The following is a 938-nucleotide window of genomic DNA, read 5'->3' on the forward strand; positions in this document are numbered from 1 at the left end:
AGAGGTGGGGCCAGAAATTCGGACAGGTCGGCAAGTGGAACGGCCGGGACCTGAGCTGGTCATAGGACCAGCAAGAGGACCCCAAAGATGACAAAAAGAAGCCGCCGGTCGCATAGCCCGGCATTCAAGGCAAAAGTGGCGCTGGCAGCCCTGAAGGGCGACAAGACGCTGGCAGAACTGGCGCAGCAGTACGACGTTCATCCGAACCAGATTACGGACTGGAAGAAGCAGTTGCAGGAGCGCGTGTCGGAAGTGTTCGAGACGGGCAAGTCAACGACGGTTGAGCCACCAGTGGACGTCACGGTGCTCCACGCGAAGATTGGCCAGTTGACGCTGGAGAACGATTTTTTAAGCGGAGCGCTCAGCAAGGCGGGGTTGCTGAGCGGAAAGCGATGATCGACCGTGCACACGCGCTGCCGATTGCGCAACAGGCACGCCTTGTGGGGATCGCCCGATCAAGCGTCTACTACCAGCCGCAAGCGGTCAGCGAGACGGAGCTGAAACTGATGCGCCGCATCGACGAGCTGCATCTTGAGTTCCCGTTCGCGGGAGCGCGCATGCTGGCGCGTCTGCTGCGCCGTGAAGACATCAAGGTGGGACGCCGGCACGTGGGCACGCTGATGAAGCGCATGGGCATTGAAGCGCTGTACTGCAAGCCGAACACGAGCCGTCGCGACAGGCAGCACAAGGTCTGGCCATACCTGCTGCGAGGAATGACGATCGACCGCGCCAATCAGGTGTGGGCACTCGACACGACCTATATCCCGATGGCGCGAGGCTTCGTGTATCTGACGGCCGTGGTGGATTGGGCCAGCCGTAAGGTATTGGCACATCGGGTGGCGATCACGCTGGAAGCGATCCATGCGGTCGAGGCGCTGGAAGAGGCCTTCGCGAAATACGGCCAGCCGGAGATCGTCAACACCGATCAGGGCAGCCAG

General features: G+C 61.3%; 1 pseudogene. It reads left to right on the top strand.

What is annotated here, in order from left to right:
- Positions 1–87: 87 nt before the first annotated feature.
- Positions 88–938 (top strand): annotated as a pseudogene (locus tag PKKP23_RS34765) (IS3 family transposase); the annotation flags it as partial.

Origin of the sequence: Paraburkholderia kururiensis JCM 10599 = LMG 19447, from assembly GCF_003986935.1 — a bacterium.
GTDB classification, from domain to species: domain Bacteria; phylum Pseudomonadota; class Gammaproteobacteria; order Burkholderiales; family Burkholderiaceae; genus Paraburkholderia; species Paraburkholderia kururiensis.